We start from the raw sequence: 18,318 nt of genomic DNA, 5'->3' as shown, positions 1-18,318 counted from the left end.
GGTCTTCGATGATGCACGTCTTTTCACGTCGACTGCATACCCTACTCGAATCGGAGTCATCTAATCTTCAGATGGACCCGTTCTCAGGAGGCATACATGCCAGAAAAATCTCTCGCCAACACGGCGAAGCAAGACGCATCCCAGGACAGGCATCTCTTTCCATCGATCGACGGGTCTGTGCGTGAAGATCCAGGAGATACAGGACCGGCGACCAAGCCGGCATCGCGGACTGGAATCCAGATGGGTCGCGCTTATTCTGAGTCAGGTGTGGTTTGGATTACGGCGATCTTCATGGCCATCTTCCATATTGGGGCCATTGCGGCGCTGTTTTTCTTCAGTTGGACGAACCTGATTGTTGCCGCAGTTCTTTATGTTCTCGCCGTCAACTGCGGCATCGGCATGGGCTATCATCGCCTGCTGGTACACCGCGGGTACGAGGTGCCCAAAGCCGTCGAATATTTTCTGACAGTCTGCGGCACGCTGGCCCTGGAAGGCGGGCCGATCGCCTGGGTAGCGACGCATCGCATCCATCATCAACATAGCGACCGGTCGGGAGATCCGCACACTCCACAGGAAGGCACCTGGTGGGCGCACATGGGCTGGATCGTCACAGGCCGCGCTCTCAACACGCAAACCGAGGCTCTGGCCCACTATGCGCCGGATCTTGCCAGGGACCGTGTGCAGGTGTGGTTGAGCAAATACCATTGGGTGCCGTTGACAATACTCGGGATTGGATTGCTGGTGGCGGGAACTCTCACAGGAGGCGTCAAGGCTGGAGTGGGCCTGTTTTTATGGGGGATCTTCCTGCGCGTGACGCTCGGTCTCCACGCCACGTGGCTGGTGAATTCCGCAACGCACCTCCACGGTGGGCGACGCTTCGCCACCCGGGACGAGTCTCGCAACAGCTGGTGGGTGGCGCTGCTTACTGGGGGCGAGGGCTGGCATAACAATCATCATGCGAATCCAGTTTCGGCTCGGCATGGTCTTGCGTGGTATGAGTTCGATCCCAATTACTACGGCATCTGGCTGCTGGAAAAACTGAAACTCGCGAGGCACATTCGCATCGCGAGATTCACGATCAGAGATCCAGATCCAACCGTGGCAAGAAAGACGCACATGACGACCTCTTGATGCGCCTGGCTGATGCGGGTCGCCATGCTTTCGCGGTTTCGGGCGGGCAAGCGAACAGCCGTGAATGCAGTGGATCGCTCTCACATCGATCGCCGTTGACGCGCGTCACAACCGGCAGATGGTCCAATCGTTTAGTCTCAACTCTTCCCGGTTGCGATGACCACTGCTGAGGCCCAAGCCCGATATCCGCTCTCCCAAGGCGTCAACCCGTGGCTCGTCACGGTCTCGGTGATGCTGCCGACCTTCATGGAGGTGCTCGACACCGCCATCGCTTCGGTCGCGCTGCCCTACATCGCCGGCAGCCTCTCGGCAACCAACTCCGAAGCCACCTGGGTGCTCACTAGCTACCTCGTTGCCAATGCCGTCATCCTCCCGGCATCCAACTGGTTCGCCCGCCGCTGGGGACGCAAGCGCTTCCTTCTCATCTGCGTGACCATTTTCACCGTCGCTTCTTTTTTCTGCGGCGCCGCGCCCTCGCTGGGCGTGATTCTGCTGGCCCGGATTATGCAGGGAGCAGGCGGCGGAGCCCTGCAGCCGCTTTCGCAATCCATCCTGCTTGAGAGCTTCCCGCCCGCCAAGCGTTCCATGGCCATGGCGGCCTACGGCCTGGGCATCGTGGTCGCCCCTGTGCTCGGACCTACCCTGGGAGGCTGGCTCACCGATACCTTCAGTTGGCGCTATGCGTTCTACATCAACATTCCTGTTGGCCTTCTTGCGGTGTTCATGATCGCCCGCTTCGTGCACGATCCGCCCTACATCAAGAATGCCAAAGTCGGCGCATTCGACAACATCGGCTTCGGCCTCCTCATCGTCTGGACCGGCTGCCTGCAGGTCGTCCTCGACAAGGGCCAGGAAGACGATTGGTTCGGAGCCCTATGGGTGCGCTGGGCGGTAGCCGCGCTCATCCTCGGGTTCATCGGCTGGATCTGGCGCTCGTGGACCAACCCACGTGGACTCGTCGACCTGCACATTCTCAAGAATCGCAACTTCCGCACCGGGTGCTTCCTTATCGCGCTGCTGGGCATGTGTATTTACATCACCATCGCCATTCTGCCTCTCTACTATCAGGAGATTCTCGGCTACACCGCTTTCAGCGCCGGCCTGGTGGTCGGACCGCGTGGCATCGGATCCTTCATTGGTTCTCCGGTGATCGGAATTCTTGGCTCGCGCATCGATAACCGCAAGCTGCTTAGCGCAGGTTTCATCGGCTTCGGCATCTGCTCATTCATCTTCGGCACCGTGAATCTCGACATCGGCCCATACACTCTCCTGATTCCTATTTTGCTTACTGGCTTCGCTCTCAGCTTCGTCTTTGTGCCGCTCGCCACCATGACCACGGCCACGCTTTCGCGCGAAGAAATGGGCAACGCCACCGGTCTCTTCAACATGCTGCGTAACATCGGCGGATCGATCGGGATTGCGATGGCCACCACGGCTCTTATTCGCCGCGCCGCTCTGCACCAGAACGAAATCGGAGCGAACCTCACGGCATCGAGCGCTGTGCTCCAACAAAAGTCGCGCATGATGGCGATGTACCTCGGGCACCAGGTCGGCCCTGCTTCCGCGCGCCCAGGATCGATGGCACTGATGTACGGGTTGCTTCAGCGGCAGGCGGCGCTGCTCGCTTACATCGATGTCTTCCGCTGGACGGCCGTGCTGGCTTTCTTCTGCGCCGGGGCGGTCTGGCTTTTTGGCAAGCCGCCGGTAAACGCAACGCCGCCGCCCGGCGCGCACTGAATTTTCGGATGCGCATCGACCCCTCCTTCAAATTCCGCATCTTAAATAACCGGATCGACCAAGCCTTGCGAGGGTGGGTCCGATCCATTTGAGGGGCAGGGGCGTGGGGTTTTCGCGATTTCCCCCACCTCGCTGGCGGCGAAGGAGAATCGCAGCGGCAGCCGCCGGAACCTGCCTCGTTTCTATTTCTTTTCTAACTGGAGAGTTCCCTATGTCTTCGCCTTCGAAAGACCTGAAAGAAACCGAATCAGCTTTGCGCTCCGTCATTGAGGTGCTCATCGATGCACAGGATGGCTTTAAGAAAATCGGCGAGCAGATCAAGAACGAAACTCTGAAAGAGTATTTCCTCGCAGAATCTCTCACGCGGGCGCAGTTTCGCGGAGTGCTCGAATCCATCCTCCATCAGGAAGGCGTACACGATGTGAAAGAGAGCGGAACCGCCGCGGGAACCGTTCGCCGCGCCTGGGGTGACGTCAAATCAGCGCTCGGAGCCGGCGATCACAGTCTGCTTTCCACCGCCGAAGAAAGTGAAAATGAGGCCGTCGAAGCCTACGCCAGGGCCACGGAAACCTACATTCCCCTGCCGGTACGCCAGGTTCTCACCACCCAAGCCGCGCACATCGAGAAGTCGCGGGAATTTATAAAAGCCGCGCACGACACCGGGAAATGACACCAGCCTGCTCCTCAACAAAGGTGTGCGCTCACGATGCGCACACCTTTCTTTTTGTCTTCCGGAAACTCACTCAACCAGCGGGACAAACCGCCGCGCATCCTCATCGAATCGCTCGATTCGCCCGCTCAGGATCTCGTAATACCATCCGTGCACTGCAAGACGCCCCTCCATCACGGCCCGGGCAACCGACGGCTGGGCGCGCAGATTCAGCAACTGCGCCACCACGTTTCCGCGGATCAAGGATGCAAGTTCCGCGTGCGCGCCATCTTCAGGATTCAGCGGCTGCCGATGTGTAAACGCCGACTCCACGTGCTGCAGCCAGCGACTCGCCTTGGGAAGCTTTTCAAGGCCGCGCCGATCCAGTGCCGCCTTCATCGCTCCGCAATCCGAGTGCCCGCACAGGATCGCGTGCTTCACCTTCAGCACTTCGACCGCATACTCGATCGTCGCGGTGCATCCGTCCACATCATTCCCAGTCACTGGAACCACGTTCCCCGCATTGCGGGTGATGAACAAATCGCCCGGTCCGGTCCCCAGGATCATATCCGGCACAATGCGCGAATCAGAACACGTGATGAAGAGCCACTCCGGCGCCTGCGATTCAGCCAGCAAATGAAACTCGTCGCGCCGCCGCGGAAAAACCTCTGCAAGAAATTTCTTGTGGCCTTCAATCAAGCGCTGCATCCGCACCTCACATACGTTGCCGGTGATTCCAATCCTGCAAATTCCAGCCTATCGCATCGTCCCATCCATGATGGCTCCCGGCATTTCGATCGCACCATGCGCGATCAAAGCCACTTCTCGCGTTTACCAGTTTTCTCGCGACAAATCCCGCCCCGTTCCATACACTGATCGAACGATGGCATTCGATACCCCCCTGAAGATCGAGCCAGTTCCCGGCGCAAAACCGGGAACCGTCATCCTTCGGCTCATTGGGCCCGTGACCCTGAATAGCGTGTCCCCGTTGCGAGCCCTGTTTCGCGGCGCCGAACCGCCGCTCCACACCATCCTCGATCTCAGCGGCGTTCCCTTCATGGACTCCGCCGGCATGAGTGAAATCGTCAATCACGAAGTGTACTGCCGCGACAAGCACGTCCAACTCTCGCTCGCCGGTGTCACGCCTCGCGTTATGAGCATGTTCCGCACCACGAGGTTGGAAAACGTTCTGACGCTGGCAGCAACTGTCGAAGAGGCCAAAGCTCGCACCTAGGTTAAGGCCGCGATTGTTACTATTCCTACGGAAGGATTTCTCCGCAGCCCATCATGAATTGCAGCAGACTCGTCTCCGCCGTTGCCATTGTTGCCTCGCTCTTTCTCGCCGCACTTCACGTTCATGCGCAGAGCGTCGACACGATCGATGCCGCCCTCAAATCGCGCATCGACCGCATCGCCGTCGATGTAATGAAGCAGCGCGCAGTGCCGTCCGCCTCCGTTGCCGTCGTCCAGCAAGGCAAAATCGTCTACACGCACGCCTACGGCCTGGCCCGCATCCATCCCGACAAAGCCGCTACGCCGGAAATGCGCTATTCCATCGGCTCCATCTCCAAGCAATTTGCCGCAACTGCAATCCTGTTGTTGCAGGAACAAGGCAAGCTCACGCTCGATGACCCCGTCGGCAAGTACGTCCCTGGTCTCACCCGCGGCAACGAAGTCACCATTCGCCAGATCCTCTCCCACACCTCCGGCTACCAGGATTATGCACCGGAAGATTATCCCGTCGAGTCGCAACTCAAGCCCGTCACTCCGCGCGAAATCCTCGACACATGGGCCACCAAGCCGCTCGACTTCGAGCCCGGCACCGAATGGCAGTACTCGAATACCAACTACGTCATCGCGGGACTCATCGTTGAAAAAGTCAGCGGCGAAAAACTCTTCGACTTTCTCGGCGAGCACATCTTTCGCCCACTCGGGATGAAAAGCGCATGGAACAGCGACGCGAAAGAACTTCCTTCCGCTGACGCTGCGCCTTATATCCGTGCCGCCCTCGGACCTCTGCGCTCTGTGCCCAACGGCGGCGAAGGATGGATGTTTGCGGCGGGCGAGCTCGCCATGACCGCGCATGACGTCGCTCTCTGGGATATCAGCCTCATGCAGCGCTCCATCCTCAAGCCGGCGAGCTACGACCAGATGTTCACAGAAATAATGCTCAAGGATGGCAAGGGTACGCACTACGGTCTTGGTGTCGAGATCATGCAGCGCGACGGTCATCGCTCCATCGAACACAGCGGCGAAGTCAACGGCTTCGTCTCCGACAACGAAGTCCTGATCGACGATGGCGTTGCTGTCGCAGTACTCACCAACCACATGGCTGGAGGCGCTGAAGAAATCGCGCAACTCGCCGCTTCCACAGCGTTGGGCATCAAGCACTCGCCATCCGAGCAACAGGCCATCGACATCTATTTCGGCCTGCAAAAGGGCCAGATCGATCGCAGCCTGCTGGCGCCAAACCTCGCGGCCTACTTCACCCCGCAGACCATCGCAGATTATCGCGACAGCCTTGGCCCCCTTGGCGATCCGCTTACCTTCCGTCAAGTCACCGAACGCCTGCGCGGTGGAATGACCTTCCGCGTGTTCCGCATTCAATACCCTACTCGACGCCTGATGCTCACCACATACACGTACCCCGACGGCAAACTCGAGCAATACCTGATCGCACCAGCGGACTAGTCGAAAAGTGCAGACGACGCCATTGCAGAGATTCCTGTTTACTGCGACCCTCACTTTCGCCAGCCGGTTGGTGCAGCTGAGGGATCGCTTTTTGAACCGGGTTCCTCGCAACCGTCCTCAGTGCGCTGGTATCGTCGCCACGCAACACACCATTCCCAGCGGAAAAAATCTCCTCGACGCGGTCTGTGTCACGACTGCGCGTCGCGAAACGCATGCAGCCATCCTCATCTGCCACGGCATAGGAGAAATCGCGCCCCAGTGGTTTCCCATCCAGCACATTTTCGCAGAGAGCGGCATCGCTTCAATTGTCTTCGACTATTCCGGTTACGGCCGAAGCACCGGGTGGCCCGATTGGAGCCAATGCGAGGACGATGCTGTCTGCGCATTCAACCTTCTTAAGCAACTCGCGCCAAAGGTCCCGATCGCGCTTCTCGGATTCTCGCTCGGAACGGGAATCGCCCCCGCCATTCTCAATCGTGTTGACGCCGATCGCCTCGTGCTTTGCGCGGGATACTCCTCATTCCGCAAGGCGGCACGCGCCGCATGGATTCCCGGATTTCTGTCTCCCCTCGTTCCCGCGATCTGGTCTGCGGCAGACGCTCTCCGCAATTGCAGTCTCCCCATCCTCATCGTGCAGGGAGATCACGACGGCCTCTTCCGCCTGCCGATGGCCCACGACCTCCTCGCCTACTGCGGCGGCCGCGCTGAACTGCTCGTTCTCCCTGCCCGCTCGCACAACGAGCCTTTCTACAAGCCCACATTGCAATACTGGGGACCCATCGTCTCCTGGTTGCTCAAAGATGTCGTTCCTTGCGGGCGATTCCGTTGACGCGCCGACCATAACCAGGCACTGCGAAATGTCCCATTCGAAGCGTCGGCCGCGCGACCGGATATCCACGCACTTACCAGCTTGCATAATCCAACCCGTAGGTTTGCTGCAAGCCGGTGCCGTCGCTGTTTACGACGTAGATGTTTCCGCCGGTTGTCGAAATCACCTCCGGCCCTTCAATCACGAGTTGGTTTCCGTCCGGCGAAATATCCATCACCGCATCCACGTTCCCTTGCAGGATGCACACGGGGCTGGTTCCGTCGGCGTTCGCCTTGAAGAGGCAGCCATTCGACGCGTAGTACAGCGTGGTCATATCCGGCGAAATGAGCCCTTGGCTCGCCGGTGGCGGCGCCAGATTTCGCACATTGGACCCGTCCAAGTTAGCAATCCATAACCCGGAAGCCTCGGCGTACAGAATCTCCTTGCTGTCTGGCGTGAATCGCGGCGCCATAAAAGTTGTATCAAAGAATGCCGGATCATTTGCAACGAGAATCGGTGCAGTCTTCCCCGCCGCGTCCACTACATACGGTCCCTGCACCAGCGCAAGCCCTGCCGTCCCTGATCCAGCAAAGACGATGTGGTTCCCGTCCGGAGAAAACCGCGGATTCGTGGCCCAGATCAGGTTTGGGTTCGACGAAAGACTGACCGTGCCAATCTGCTTTGTTCCGGCCGCCATGCCGTTCGTCTGAAAGACATAAAACGTGTTCTCCACCCGTGCCGATCCATCGATGCAAATGAACTTCAGATGATCGTGCGACCAGGTGCACTCCTCGTAGGAATCCAACTGGGGAAGTACGCTTCCCCACGGAAGATAGGCGCCATTCTGGCCGATCAGCAGATACGCGTCGTAGTCAGCCATAATCCAGTCCACTACGCTCACTTGCAGCTTCGCCGTCTTCGTCGTATCCGCCTGCGCCGTCGCCGTGATGGTCACCATTCCCAACATCTTGGTCGAGGGCGTCGCCACTCCTGTGCTGCTGTCGATCGTCGCCAGCGAAGCGTCATCGACCGACCAGACGACCGCCTTGTCCGAGCCTCCGCTCACTGTGGCCTTGTAAAGATAAGTCAAAGGCGAACTGACGCCGATCTGCAAATGATCCGGGCCCGTAATCGCGCTGATGGTCACAACCTCTGTATTCCCTGATCCCTTTTGGCCGCCACTCCCACCACAACCCGTCAAAAGGCCTGCCGAAACTGCCAAAATGAAAGCGAAAAAAGAGAAGCGATTCATGCTGTCGATCCTTTCCTGAATCCCGACTCGCCGGAAATTCTACTCCTGCCTGCGCGGAGCGATGTTAGCCCCATCACACGCATCCATCCTGCTCGCCCCGGCGCGTCCAAACAATGCAGAGTGTGGCGCTTTCGCGACTGTCACACATGCCGGACGTGGTCGCTCCACTCCACCCGGACTCACCAATTTCGATACACTTGAATCTGACCTATGTTTGAGAACCTTACAGAAAAACTGCAACGCGCCTTCAAAACCCTTCGTGGCCAGGGCACGCTCACGGAAGAGAACATCCAGGAAGCGCTCAAAGAGATCCGCGTCGCGCTGCTGGACGCCGACGTTAACCTCAGCGTCGTCAACGAACTCATCGACCACATCCGCGCTAAAGCCGTTGGCACTGAGGTGCTTACCGCCCTCTCGCCCTCGGAGCAGGTGATCAAGATCGTCCGCGACGAGCTCGTCGAGCTTTTGGGCCGCGACACCGCGCGCTTCAAATTCGCCTCACAGCCACCGACCGTCATCCTGATGGCCGGCCTGCAGGGCTCGGGCAAGACGACAACAAGCGGCAAGCTCGCGGCCTGGCTCAAAAAGGGCGGCCACCGGCCCATGCTTGTCTCGGTCGACGTCTACCGCCCCGCCGCCCGCGAGCAGCTCAAAGTTGTCGCCAAATCCATCGACGCCAAGCTCTACGAGGGCAAGCTCAACGACGAGAATCCGGGATCCAAACTGGTCGAGCGACTCGCCAGTGAAGCCCGCCGCGAAGCCCGCATCCTCGCCTGCGACACCCTCATCGTCGACACCGCTGGCCGCCTCCACATCGACGAAGACCTCATGGACGAAATGGCCCAGCTGAAAAAGCTGCTCAACCCGCAGGAGATTCTCTTCGTCGCCGACGCCATGACCGGCCAGGACGCCACAAACTCCGCGCAGGACTTCCACAAGCGCCTCGGCCTCACCGGCGTGATCCTCACCAAGATGGACGGCGACTCGCGCGGCGGCGCTGCCATCTCCATTCGCCACGTCACCGGCCAGCCCATCAAGTTTATCGGCACCGGCGAAAAACCGGACGCCTTCGAGCCATTTCATCCGGATCGCATTGTCGGCCGCATCCTCGGCATGGGCGACATGCTCTCGCTCATCGAAAAGGCCGAGTCCTCGCTCGACCGGAAAAAATCTGAGGACTTCGCCAAGAAGGCCCTGCTCGGCGACGGCTTCACGCTCGAAGATTTTCGCGATCAGTTGCAGCAGATCAAAAAGCTGGGCTCGATGGAATCGATCCTGAAGATGATGCCCTCCGTAGGCCCCTTCGCCGGTTTGCAGCAGGCCTCAAAGAATGTTGACGAGAAGCAGTTCGTGCGCCTCGAAGCCATCATCAGTTCCATGACGCCCTTCGAGCGCCGCAACCACGAAATCATCTCCGGCTCCCGCCGCAAGCGCATCGCCGCAGGCTCCGGCACCAGCGTGCAGGACGTAAACATGCTTCTTCGCCAGTATGCGCAGATGAGCAAAATGTTCAAGCAGATGGGCAAAGGCGGCCTCGCAAGGCAGATGATGCGCGGCGGCATGTCCGGGATGATGGGCAAACAAAAATTCGGGCGATAGTTTGCGTTATTACGATTGCTCGTCATCCTGAGCGGAGGGGAACGAAGTGAAGCAGAGTCGAAAGACCTGCAGTTGCTCTTAGAAATGTCAGCACGGCCGAAGAAACCATGACCAGCCTGCAGGACCAACTCGACGAGATCACCGCCAACACGCGGCACCTCGTGCAGCCCGAGCGCCTCGCCGTCGGCGAAAAGGCGGTCGAAGAATTATTTGCGACCGGCATCGAGAACAACATCCTCCCCGTCGGCGCGCAGGCTCCCGAATTCGCATTGAAGGATTCCAGCGGTAAACTTGTCCGCTCGCGCGATCTGCTTGCGCTCGGTCCGCTCATTATTAAATTCTTCCGTGGACGCTGGTGCCCCTACTGCGTAACGGAACTCGAAACCTGGCGCGACCTCTACGGCCAGTTACGCGAACACGGCGCCCTCATGGTCGCCATCGGCCCGCAGATCGAACGCCAAAGCGACTTCATGGCCAACCAGCACGGCCTGCCTTTCCCCGTGCTCTCCGACCCCGGCAACACAGTCGCAGAGAAATTCGGACTTGTCTACACCATCCCCGAGTATCACCGCGACTACTACCTCTCCATCCTCGTCAACATCCCGTTCGTGAACGGCGACAAGAGCTGGCGTCTCCCGCTGCCGGCAACGTACGTGATTGCGAAGGACGGGAAAGTCATCTACGCCGAAGCCCACGCCGATTTCCGCGTCCGCCCCGAACCCGAAGAGGCGCTCGGCGCAGCCTGCGACATGCACCACCGGTGACGCTGCAAGCTCAGGCAACTTTCCGGTTGCATTTCAATTCGGATTCAGATCAGCCAGAAATCAGGGCGCCCCATCCATTCGACGTTCTTTGTCGAATGGGTGGGAAAGCACGAACATGATTAATTCGAATGCCTACCTGGGAAGCTTCAACTGCGCATCTTGCACAGTAATTCTGCGCAGCAGAAACACTTTGCTCCGCGAAAGTTCGCCATTCACAAGCTCGACAGAGCTTTTGGGAATGCCAAACATCTTCGCAAGGAATGCCACCAGCGCCTCGTTCGCGCGCCCCTCAACCGGCGGAGCCTGTACGGCGATCTTCAACTGCGCCGAATTGCCTTCGCCATACACACCAACAATCGCTGTTTTCCTTGCGCCCGGCTGTGCGCGAACAGCGAGCGTCACGCCGTCCGCAACCTCGCGCAGGATTGCCATACTCATTCGGGGGATCCGGTGTAGGGTGCGCGCTTGCCAAACAGCGCTGTCCCCACGCGAATGCGCGTCGCGCCCTCGGCAATCGCCAGCGGAAAGTCTCCGCTCATTCCCATCGAGAGCACATCGAGATTCAACTTCGGATGCGTCGCAGCCCAACGATCCCGCCACTCGCGCAAACTGCGAAAGCACGCCCGCGTCACGTCCTCAGGAGCGCCCCACGGCGCAATCGTCATCAGGCCACGCGTTTCCAAATGCATCAAATCAGGCAGCTGTTCCAGCAGTTGCGCTGCGTCATTTGACTCCGGCTCCAACCCTTCCTTCGTCTCTTCGGGCGAGAGCTTCACCTCAAGCAAAACCGGCAGGCGCTTGCCAAGTTTCCCCGCCGCATCATTCAGGCGCTGCGCCAGTCGCAGCGAATCCACCGCATCCACTGCATCAAACAACTCGACGGCGCGCGCAGCCTTGTTCGATTGCAGATGCCCGATGAGGTGGATGCGAATCGGTTTATCACCATTCGAACGTAGCGGCTTCAAGTCCTTCGCCTTGCCTGAAAATTCCTGCACGCGATTCTCGCCAAACAGCGTCAGTCCCAGCGATGCAGCTTCGGCAATCGTCTTGGCCAGATAGGTTTTCGAAACCGCCATCAGTTCGACGTCTTCGCGCCGCCGTCCCGCACGACGGCACGCATCGGCGATCGCGACCTGAAGCTTTTCGAGGTTCTCCGCAAGTTGGCTCATTCGGCGTGGCCGATGCGCTGGCGCGCGCTTTCAAGCCGGCCTGTGACGGGCACATGATCCGCCGCCGCTCCGAAACCGAAGCGCGGCATGTTCGCGTAAATGCACTCATAGTTTCCGCGGTCGACCAGAAAGCTCTCGTGCCAGATGCCCACTGAACCGTTGCCGCCAACCCGTCGATTAAACTCTGCCCATGCCGGTAGATGATTCCGGTCGCGCATGTGCGCGTAAGCATGCAGATGATCGAAGCTGCGCCAATACTGCACCGTAGCCACGCCCCGCCAGTAGATCATCGGCTCCACGTGCAGAAGGCCCATCTCGGGATGCTTCTTCAGCTCCGCAATCATGGGCGGCATCGCCTTCGCCACGGACATCCACTTGCTGAATTGGAGCAACCGATTCACCCGCATGCCAATAATGAATACGACGAAAGATCCGCCGTACTTCGCAGTAAAACGGCCGGGAAAGATTGTGGGCATAGCGCGCTTCCTTTCGCGAATCCCTTACCGTCCGTGCTCCTCAAGATTCTTCTCCGCCTCGAGCGCCGCCATGCAGCCTGTCCCCGCCGCTGTAATCGCCTGCCGGTAGCGCCGGTCCTGCACATCGCCGCACGCGTATACGCCCGGCACAATGATTCCGTGACGCGTCGTAAACACGTTGCCCTGCGTAAGAACGTAGCCCTCGTCGTCGAGATCGAGCTGGCCTGCAAACATCCTGGCGTTCGGCTCATGTCCGATTCCCAGGAACATTCCGTCCACGTGCAGAACACTCGTCGCCCCCGTCGTTACATCGCGGAGCTTGAGCCCCTTGACTTCCTTCTCTTCCACGCCCAGCACTTCATCCACAACGGTGTTGGTTCTGAACTCGATGTTGGGATGCGCCATGGCCCGCTCGAGCATGATCTTCGACGCGCGGAAGGCCGGCCGCCGGTGGAGCAGCGTTACCTTCGACGCAAAGCGCGTGAGAAAGAGCGCCTCCTCCATCGCCGAGTCGCCGCCGCCCACCACCGCAATCGGCTTGTCGCGGAAAAAGAATCCGTCGCAGGTCGCGCAGCTCGACACACCGTGGCCGATCAGCGCCTGCTCGCTCGGTATCCCCAGCCAGCGCGCACTCGCACCCGACGCAATGATCAGCGTGCGCGTCAGAATCTCGCCCGTCGAGGTATGCAGCCGGAACGGATGTACGCCTAGTTCCACGCAGTCCAGGTGAGCCAGTTGAAAGTCGGCTCCAAATCGCGCCGCCTGTCTCTTCATGTTGTCGATCAGCTCCGGCCCCTGGATGCCCTCCGGCCACCCTGGAAAATTCTCCACAAGCGAAGTAATGGAAAGCTGGCCGCCGGGCTCGTGCCCTTCCAATACAAGAGGCTTAAGGTTCGCGCGCGCGCTGTAAATGGCTGCAGTCAATCCGGCGCAGCCGGAACCAAGAATTACGGTGTCACGTGTCTCTGTCATGAGGTTTCCCAGTAAATTGTAGAGGACAGGAACCAAGGGATCGAGGAAACAAGGGAACAAACAGGGCTGCACCCGAAGACTTGCAGATTGCTGCCCATTCCGGCATGATCGCCATTCTCATGGCTTTATCTCTTGATCTCGGCCCCTGCCTCGCGATCTATATATAAGATGTTGAACATGGCAAATCTGACTCTTGTCTACGGAATGCGCCTGTTGCCGGAGGGCGAAGTGACTGAAATCAACGACGCTACTCTCAAACTGGCCAACGGCCACGAAGCGCACGTCACCATGCACGTCCTCGAGGGCTCGCGCAAGCAGATCGAAGCCCAGCTCATGCAGAGCCTCGATGCCTTTTTTGACTTCTATCCGGAGATCTGACCGGGCGCGCCTGGGTTAAAGGCCGCCCGGCTTCAGCGCTTAAATCCGCGCGTGGGTCGCTTTCTTGGTCGTGCTCTGGCGCACGCGCAGGTTGTCGATTGCATAATCGATAAAGCGCGGCTCAAAGTGAGGAACTTCTCGCATGAAGCGGCACGTCGCAATCACCTGATCCACAATAAACCGCGGGTGATAGGCCGCAAGCTCCAGCCCCTTCTCCACCGTCACCGTATGCACAATCTTGTCGAAGATCTCGTCCGACATGTCGACCGACTGCTTCTTGCACTCCGATTCAAAGATCTTCTTGTAGTTTTCAATTGAAGGCGCACCAACCTCGATCTTGTAAGGCAATCGCCGCAAGAATGCCGGATCCATCAGATCTTCCGGTTCCAGGTTGGTCGAGAAAATCACAAGTTCCTCAAACGGAATGGAGAACGTCTTGCCGGTGTGCAGCTTCAGGTAGTCAACCTTGCTCTCCAACGGCACAATCCAGCGATTCAGCAGGTTCGTCGGACTCACGATCTGGCGCCCGAAGTCGTCGATCAGGAAGCATCCTCCGAGCGCCTTCACGTGGAGCGGCGCCTCGTAATAGTGCCCCGTTGTGTCGTAGCGCAGGTCGAGCATCTCCAACGTCAGTTCGCCGCCCGTAATGACAAACGGCCGCTGGCACGGAACCCATCGCGCATCGTAGGTCTGCGCCTTCACGACCGTGAACGCAGTTTCGTCCTCAATATCCGTCGTCTCCAGGGGAAAATGGATACTCGGATCGTGAACTCGGATGATTTGCCCTTCCACGATTACCGAGTACGGCACGTAAATCACATCGCTGAAGACCGAAGCAAAACGCTGCGCTACGGTGGTCTTTCCGTTTCCAGGCGGACCGTAAAGCAACATTGCGCGGCCTGAATTCAACGCCGGACCGGCCTGTTCCATAATGCGTTCGTCGAATTGCAATCCGATGATCGCCGCCTTGATCTTCTCCGGCGTCACCAGCTCGTTTGTCAGCTTCTGCAGGTTCACCTGATCCGTGAAGTCATCGAGCGTCACCGGCGCCGGCCCCGTATAGTGCTGGCGGGTCATGGCGTCGATAACAAACCGCCTGCCCTGTTCTGTGAATGTGTAGGCGAGATCGATCAGGCTATCGCTGCCGGAGTTGCGAGCGCCCAGGTTCTGCAATAACGACCGGTCAACGGCCATGCGGACCAGTTCCAGAACAATGTTGTAAGGCAGCTTGATGGCGTCGCCAAATTGGCGCACCGTCTGCAGCCGGCCAACGTAGGTCAGCTTGAGCATCAGCCCCAGCAGGTCGCTTTCGTCCAAGCCCGTTGCCGCGATATTTTCCGGCTCCCGCGGCGTGCGGTGCACGAATTTCTCCAGCGTGTCCTTCGAAATTGCCCCAAGGGCGACCAGGTTGTCGCCCAGGCGTCCCCCACACATGGAAAGGCGCTCCAGCGCCTTGGCAATGTCCATCTCGGTCACGAGCTTGGCCCGGACGAGCAAATCTCCCAATCTTAAGCGCGCGCTGATGGTGGCCCCCTCAAATTCCTATAATTGCTAGCGGTGGATCGCAGGCTTTGCAGGTTTTGATCGCAAACTCATTGTAGCCAGAAACGTAACTTTGCAATGAACTTAGGTAACCATTTATGAGTCGCTGATAGTTACGAATGGGTCCCAATCCCTTCAGGATCACCGCTGTTGTTCCTACATGGCCCGTTTCATTAACAAATCCTCATCGTGACCGGAAGACTCTGGTCCTCCAGAAGCAAGTGCTTGCATGGGAGCGCTCCCGTGCACGTACCGCGATCCGTCTTCTGCATCCTGACCACCGCCCTCGCGATACCCTCCGCTGTCGCCGGAGGCCCCAAATCTGTTGCGGGCACCGCCCACTTCAACCCCGCCGTCGCCGGACAGCCGGTTCACTGGTCAGGCGGCGTGGTCAACTTCTATGTCGACCAGGGCCCGCTCAACGCCCAGATTTCGAATGAGCAGGCCAGTGCGATGGTGGATGCAGCCGCAGCAATCTGGAGCGCTGTCCCCACCGCCGGCGTGAACCTCACAGACTCCGGCTCTCTCAACGAAGACGTCAACGGCACAAGCGTCATCGCCGGCAACCGGGTTTTTGCCGCACCCTTCGACGTCACGCCCGCAGCCACTCGCTATCCGCTCGCCGTCATCTACGACGCCGACGGATCCGTGATCAACGGCCTCTTCGGCGCCGGTTCGAGCGATCCCACAAGTTGCCAGAACAACGGTGTCCTCACATGGCTCGACAGCATCTGGCCCGACGCCACCATTGGGCACGCCGTCATTCTCCTGAACGGCCTCTGCGCCACCAACTCGAACCTCGATGCGATGATGCAATACGAGCTGGAACGAGCCTTCGGCCGTGTCCTGGGCCTCGATTATGCGCAGGTCAACCCAGGCGCGCTCAGCAACGGCGAGCCCAATGGCCTGCTCGGCTGGCCGGTGATGCAGCCCATGAGCGGCATCTGCGGAGCGATGGGCGGCACCTGCCTTCCCAATCCTGCTCAACTCCGCTATGACGATATCGCCGCACTCAACCGCATCTATCCCATCACTGCGGCGAACCTTGCTTCGTTCCCCGGCAAGCAGATCACAGCGGCCAACACCGTATCCCTCCAGGGCACGCTCAGTTTCCGCACCGGCATCGGCATGCAGGGCGTCAACGTGATCGCGCGGCCCCTCGACGCCAATGGCAACCCGCTCTATCAGTACACCGTGACCTTTGTTTCGGGGGCATACTTCAGCGGCAAGCGCGGCAACCCCGTCACCGGCTGGACCGACCCAGACGCAAATCCGCTCGCACAGTGGGGCTCGGACGATCCCGCGCTCCAGGGCTTTTTCGATCTCAGCGGTATCCCACTCCCACCCGGCGTGAGCTCCGCGAACTACCAGGTCACGTTCGAGCCCATCAATCCGCTCTACATGCTCACGGAATCTGTCGGCCCGTACGTCGACGGTTCGCCTTCACCTTCCGGAACCATGCCGGTCCTTTCCGTCTCCAACATGTCTGCCGGCAGTGCGCAAACCCTCACCGTCGCCATCGCCGACTCCGCCGCCGGCAATCAGACCGACGCGATCGCCACGGCCGCTATGCCTCGTCCCCTGGCGCCGGGCGGCCTCTGGTGCGGACGCCTCGGCCAAGTGGGGCAGACCGACTGGTTCGCCTTTCCGGTGCGCGCCGGCCACACCTTCACCATCGTGACCCAGGCTCTGAACGAATCCGGCCTTCCTTCCGAAACCAAGGCCCTTCCCGCCCTGGGCGTCTGGGACGCCTTCAAGACCATATCCGCGCCTACACTCGACTGGGCTCCTGCGCTCAATGGATACGCGACCGGCGAATCCTGGCTCCAGGTCACCACCTCGGCGGACGACATCGTCCGTCTCGGCATCGCCGACATGCGCGGGGACGGACGCCCCGATTACACCTATAACGGCTGGGTGCTTTACGCCGACACAGTTGAGCCACTGCGGCTGTCTGCTGCCGGCGGTCCCATCGTGATCCGCGGCATGGGCTTTCGACCTTCCGACACTGTTCTCATCGGTGCTCAGAAAGCCGTCGTCACCAGCATCTCTCCAAATGAAATTACCGCCATCGCCCCCGCCGCTGCGCCCGGCATCAGCAGTTCCGTCGACGTTGAGGTCGACGACTTGCCCATGTTCTATGCGATCACGATTCTCCCTGGCGGCATCAGCTACGACTCTGCGACCGGCGATTCCCTCACTCTCAATACAGCTCCCGCGAACACTGTCCCAATTGGCGTGCCCATTCCATTCACCGTGACCGCCCTCGGACCAAACCTCACTCCTGCCGCCGGTGTCACGGTCACGTTCGCCGTAGTAAGCGGAAACGCCACCTTATCCTGCGGCGCCGCATCTTGCTCTACCGCGGCAACCGGGGATGGCGTCTCGACCATCAACATCACCGCTCCCTCGGCCGCAGCCTCGGTCGTCATAGCCTCACTGACCAATGGCGCCAGCCTGCAGTCTCATTTCAGCGGAGGCACGCCGCCAAAACTCGCTGCCCTGAACCCAACGTTATCCGTCGCAGCCGGCGTCACCGTCAACTGGACCACGCAAGCCTTGGCGCTCTCGAGCGGAGCACCCGCCCCCGGCCAAACCGTGACCTGGCAGTCCAGCGGAAGCATTTCACCGCAAGGCGCCCCATCCGCTGCCACGAACGCCAACGGCATCGCCTCCAAATCTCTCGCGGTGGGACCGCTCGCCGAGGGCCAGCAAACCGCCTCAAACGCCTGTCTGAACGGCACCAGCCAGTGCGTCAGCTTCGTCGCTCTCGGCGCCCGGCCCGAATTTGCATGGCTCGAACCTGTCTCCGGAACCACCCAGACTCTTGCGGCTTTGGGAACTCCCGGACTTATCACCCTGCGCGTCCGCGATATGAACGGAAACCCCATGGCCGGCGGGATCGTCACGCTCTACCAGTCCCTCTACGCCTGGACGCCACCCTGCGCACCTCACGGCCGCTGCGCTCAGGCTCCGTTGCTGGCCAGCCAGACGGCTAGCGCAGTCTCAGCCCTCGACGGCAGTGTGACATTCCTTCCTGCTTCCATCTCCGGACTCGCAACCAACCTCATTGCCCTGGCCGTTACCGGCAACACAAGCACTGTCTCGATTGCCGTTGAGCAGCATCCGTAGACCCTTCAGGCACATCGC

17 protein-coding genes are annotated in these 18,318 nt (G+C 59.7%); 10 read left to right on the top strand and 7 right to left on the bottom strand.

The window, feature by feature from the left end; genetic code table 11:
• Positions 1–240 precede the first annotated feature (240 nt).
• The 3 genes from WCA10_RS23315 (at position 241) to WCA10_RS23305 (ending at position 3,538) form a co-directional block, all read left to right on the top strand.
• Positions 241–1,131 carry an acyl-CoA desaturase gene (locus WCA10_RS23315; protein ID WP_472824965.1) on the top strand — a complete coding sequence of 297 codons (891 nt, stop codon included), beginning with the start codon at positions 241–243 and terminating at the stop codon, positions 1,129–1,131.
• A gap of 156 nt (positions 1,132–1,287) precedes the next feature.
• Complete coding sequence (locus WCA10_RS23310) at positions 1,288–2,868, top strand: DHA2 family efflux MFS transporter permease subunit (RefSeq protein WP_472824936.1); 1,581 nt, start codon at positions 1,288–1,290, stop codon at positions 2,866–2,868.
• Positions 2,869–3,079: 211 nt separating this feature from the next.
• On the top strand, positions 3,080–3,538 hold the full coding sequence (locus WCA10_RS23305; RefSeq protein WP_472824935.1) for a PA2169 family four-helix-bundle protein: 459 nt from the start codon (positions 3,080–3,082) through the stop codon (positions 3,536–3,538).
• Between the two features lie 69 nt (positions 3,539–3,607).
• Here the strand turns inward: WCA10_RS23305 and WCA10_RS23300 are convergent, their stop codons facing one another.
• Complete coding sequence (locus WCA10_RS23300) at positions 3,608–4,225, bottom strand: carbonic anhydrase (RefSeq protein WP_472824934.1); 618 nt, start codon at positions 4,223–4,225, stop codon at positions 3,608–3,610.
• A 175-nt stretch (positions 4,226–4,400) separates the two neighbouring features.
• Between WCA10_RS23300 and WCA10_RS23295 the strand changes: the two genes are divergently transcribed.
• From WCA10_RS23295 to WCA10_RS23285, 3 genes are all read left to right on the top strand, one after another.
• Positions 4,401–4,751 (top strand): STAS domain-containing protein, encoded by a 351-nt coding sequence (locus tag WCA10_RS23295; RefSeq protein WP_472824933.1) that lies wholly within the window; start codon positions 4,401–4,403, stop codon positions 4,749–4,751.
• Positions 4,752–4,804: 53 nt separating this feature from the next.
• The gene (locus tag WCA10_RS23290) at positions 4,805–6,208 is read left to right on the top strand and encodes a serine hydrolase domain-containing protein (RefSeq protein WP_472824932.1); all 1,404 of its coding nucleotides are present in this window, start codon (positions 4,805–4,807) and stop codon (positions 6,206–6,208) included.
• A 91-nt stretch (positions 6,209–6,299) separates the two neighbouring features.
• Entirely contained in the window at positions 6,300–7,037 is a 738-nt protein-coding gene (locus WCA10_RS23285) for an alpha/beta hydrolase (RefSeq protein WP_472824931.1), read from the top strand.
• 73 nt (positions 7,038–7,110) lie between these two features.
• Here the strand turns inward: WCA10_RS23285 and WCA10_RS23280 are convergent, their stop codons facing one another.
• A complete protein-coding gene (locus tag WCA10_RS23280; RefSeq protein ID WP_472824930.1) occupies positions 7,111–8,268 on the bottom strand; it encodes an Ig-like domain-containing protein in 1,158 nt (385 codons plus the stop codon).
• 210 nt (positions 8,269–8,478) lie between these two features.
• Between WCA10_RS23280 and ffh the strand changes: the two genes are divergently transcribed.
• The gene (ffh, locus tag WCA10_RS23275; RefSeq protein WP_472824929.1) at positions 8,479–9,867 is read left to right on the top strand and encodes a signal recognition particle protein; all 1,389 of its coding nucleotides are present in this window, start codon (positions 8,479–8,481) and stop codon (positions 9,865–9,867) included.
• 107 nt (positions 9,868–9,974) lie between these two features.
• On the top strand, positions 9,975–10,631 hold the full coding sequence (locus WCA10_RS23270; protein ID WP_472824928.1) for a peroxiredoxin-like family protein: 657 nt from the start codon (positions 9,975–9,977) through the stop codon (positions 10,629–10,631).
• A 132-nt stretch (positions 10,632–10,763) separates the two neighbouring features.
• On the opposite strand, the gene WCA10_RS23265 is transcribed toward WCA10_RS23270, so the two are convergent.
• The 4 genes from WCA10_RS23265 to trxB are packed head-to-tail and all read right to left on the bottom strand — an operon-like array spanning position 10,764 to position 13,248.
• Positions 10,764–11,069 (bottom strand): DUF167 domain-containing protein, encoded by a 306-nt coding sequence (locus tag WCA10_RS23265; RefSeq protein WP_472824927.1) that lies wholly within the window; start codon positions 11,067–11,069, stop codon positions 10,764–10,766.
• A complete protein-coding gene (locus tag WCA10_RS23260; RefSeq protein ID WP_472824926.1) occupies positions 11,066–11,800 on the bottom strand; it encodes a YggS family pyridoxal phosphate-dependent enzyme in 735 nt (244 codons plus the stop codon). Before WCA10_RS23260 ends, WCA10_RS23265 begins: the two co-directional genes overlap by 4 nt.
• Positions 11,797–12,276, bottom strand: coding sequence for a DUF4188 domain-containing protein (locus WCA10_RS23255; protein WP_472824925.1), 480 nt, complete (start codon positions 12,274–12,276; stop codon positions 11,797–11,799). The genes WCA10_RS23260 and WCA10_RS23255 overlap by 4 nt, the downstream gene beginning before the upstream one ends.
• Positions 12,277–12,300: 24 nt before the next feature.
• Positions 12,301–13,248: a thioredoxin-disulfide reductase gene (gene trxB / locus WCA10_RS23250; RefSeq protein WP_472824924.1), complete on the bottom strand. Its 948-nt coding sequence runs from the start codon at positions 13,246–13,248 to the stop codon at positions 12,301–12,303.
• Between the two features lie 177 nt (positions 13,249–13,425).
• Here trxB and WCA10_RS23245 point away from each other — a divergent pair, with 177 nt between their 5' ends.
• Positions 13,426–13,626, top strand: coding sequence for an allantoinase (locus tag WCA10_RS23245; protein ID WP_472824923.1), 201 nt, complete (start codon positions 13,426–13,428; stop codon positions 13,624–13,626).
• A 39-nt stretch (positions 13,627–13,665) separates the two neighbouring features.
• Here WCA10_RS23245 and WCA10_RS23240 read toward each other — a convergent pair whose 3' ends face one another.
• Positions 13,666–15,123, bottom strand: a complete 1,458-nt coding sequence (locus tag WCA10_RS23240) for an ATP-binding protein (protein WP_472824922.1) — start codon at positions 15,121–15,123, stop codon at positions 13,666–13,668.
• Positions 15,124–15,411: 288 nt separating this feature from the next.
• Here WCA10_RS23240 and WCA10_RS23235 point away from each other — a divergent pair, with 288 nt between their 5' ends.
• Positions 15,412–18,300 carry an IPT/TIG domain-containing protein gene (locus WCA10_RS23235; protein ID WP_472824921.1) on the top strand — a complete coding sequence of 963 codons (2,889 nt, stop codon included), beginning with the start codon at positions 15,412–15,414 and terminating at the stop codon, positions 18,298–18,300.
• The last annotated feature ends 18 nt before the right edge of the window (positions 18,301–18,318 follow it).

The organism is Occallatibacter sp. (assembly GCF_049582745.1).
Taxonomy (GTDB): domain Bacteria; phylum Acidobacteriota; class Terriglobia; order Terriglobales; family Acidobacteriaceae; genus Telmatobacter.
Note: the sequence above shows the minus strand (reverse complement) of the source record. Positions and strands in the feature narration are given on the sequence as shown.

Bases quoted from the DNA above. Each gene is read 5' to 3' on its own strand.
- WCA10_RS23290 (WP_472824932.1), top strand. From the start codon at position 4,805: ATGAATTGCAGCAGACTCGTCTCCGCCGTTGCCATTGTTGCCTCGCTC.
- WCA10_RS23300 (WP_472824934.1), bottom strand. From the start codon at position 4,225: ATGCAGCGCTTGATTGAAGGCCACAAGAAATTTCTTGCAGAGGTTTTT.
- WCA10_RS23295 (WP_472824933.1), top strand. From the start codon at position 4,401: ATGGCATTCGATACCCCCCTGAAGATCGAGCCAGTTCCCGGCGCAAAA.
- ffh (WP_472824929.1), top strand. From the start codon at position 8,479: ATGTTTGAGAACCTTACAGAAAAACTGCAACGCGCCTTCAAAACCCTT.
- WCA10_RS23245 (WP_472824923.1), top strand. From the start codon at position 13,426: ATGGCAAATCTGACTCTTGTCTACGGAATGCGCCTGTTGCCGGAGGGC.
- WCA10_RS23280 (WP_472824930.1), bottom strand. From the start codon at position 8,268: ATGAATCGCTTCTCTTTTTTCGCTTTCATTTTGGCAGTTTCGGCAGGC.
- WCA10_RS23305 (WP_472824935.1), top strand. From the start codon at position 3,080: ATGTCTTCGCCTTCGAAAGACCTGAAAGAAACCGAATCAGCTTTGCGC.
- WCA10_RS23315 (WP_472824965.1), top strand. From the start codon at position 241: ATGGGTCGCGCTTATTCTGAGTCAGGTGTGGTTTGGATTACGGCGATC.
- WCA10_RS23265 (WP_472824927.1), bottom strand. From the start codon at position 11,069: ATGAGTATGGCAATCCTGCGCGAGGTTGCGGACGGCGTGACGCTCGCT.
- trxB (WP_472824924.1), bottom strand. From the start codon at position 13,248: ATGACAGAGACACGTGACACCGTAATTCTTGGTTCCGGCTGCGCCGGA.
- WCA10_RS23255 (WP_472824925.1), bottom strand. From the start codon at position 12,276: ATGCCCACAATCTTTCCCGGCCGTTTTACTGCGAAGTACGGCGGATCT.
- WCA10_RS23270 (WP_472824928.1), top strand. From the start codon at position 9,975: ATGACCAGCCTGCAGGACCAACTCGACGAGATCACCGCCAACACGCGG.
- WCA10_RS23310 (WP_472824936.1), top strand. From the start codon at position 1,288: ATGACCACTGCTGAGGCCCAAGCCCGATATCCGCTCTCCCAAGGCGTC.
- WCA10_RS23260 (WP_472824926.1), bottom strand. From the start codon at position 11,800: ATGAGCCAACTTGCGGAGAACCTCGAAAAGCTTCAGGTCGCGATCGCC.